At 52.7% G+C, this 1,073-nt stretch carries 1 protein-coding gene; it reads left to right on the forward strand.

What is annotated here, in order from left to right; all coding sequences use genetic code 11:
• Positions 1–1,073: Ig-like domain-containing protein (locus JO943_RS18440; RefSeq protein WP_202741514.1), on the forward strand; the 1,073-nt coding region annotated here is incomplete at both ends.

Here is a 1,073-nt window from a genome sequence, read left to right on the forward strand (position 1 = left end):
ACAGGTACCTTGACTGGTATCCCGGCAGATGCAGCAACCACAGTGGTGACTTTAGTTATCAATGGTGTGACGTACACTGCAACTGTAGATGCAGCGACAGGTAACTGGACAGCCGATGTGGCAGGTAGTGACCTTTTGGCCGATGGCGATAAGACCATCGATGCCACAGCAACCTTCACCGATGCAGCAGGTAACAGCAGCACAATCACTGACACTCAAGTCTATACAGTCGATACCACTGGTCCGGACAACAGCACGACTACGATCACCATTAATCCGATTGCAGGCGATGGCATTGTAGATTCAGGCGAAGCCGCAACCAATCAAACCATCAGCGGTACGGTCACCGGTGAATACACCGTGGGTGATGTGGTTACGGTCAACGTCAATGGCGTAGACATCACCACCACAGTACAAACGGGTGGCTTATGGAGCGTGACCGTTGATGGCGGACAGTTAGTGCTTGATGCCGACAGCACCATCAATGTCAGCATTACGGCAACAGATGCCGCAGGCAACACCGGTACTGTGACAGCAGATGCCAGCTACACCGTGGATATCACCACACCAGTGGTGGTGATCAACCCGATTGCAGGCGATAACACCGTTAACGCAGCAGAAGCGGGTGTGGACCAAACGGTCAGTGGTGCGGTTGTAGGCGACTTCACTGCAGGTGATGCAGTGACAGTTGTGGTCAACGGCAACAATTACAACACCACGGTACAGGCGGATGGAACATGGAGCGTGACCGTTCCAGGTAGCGAGTTGACTGCAGATGCAGACAGCACCATTGAAGTGACTGTTGATGTAACAGGTACAGGTCCGGTCAGTGCAGATCACAGCTATGTTGTGGATACCACTGCACCAGATACCACGGGTAGCACACTGACTGTTGCGCCAGTGACAGCAGACAACGTTATTAACGCAGCAGAATCTACTGGCACCGTAACAGTGACAGGTACCTTGACCGGTATCCCTGCAGATGCAGCCACCACAGTGGTGACTTTAGTTATCAATGGCGTGACTTACACTGCAACGGTAGATGCAGCAACTGGTAACTGGACAGCGGATGT

Origin of the sequence: Acinetobacter sp. 'aerobic (ED)' (assembly GCF_904886855.1) — a bacterium.
Classification (GTDB): domain Bacteria; phylum Pseudomonadota; class Gammaproteobacteria; order Pseudomonadales; family Moraxellaceae; genus Acinetobacter; species Acinetobacter courvalinii.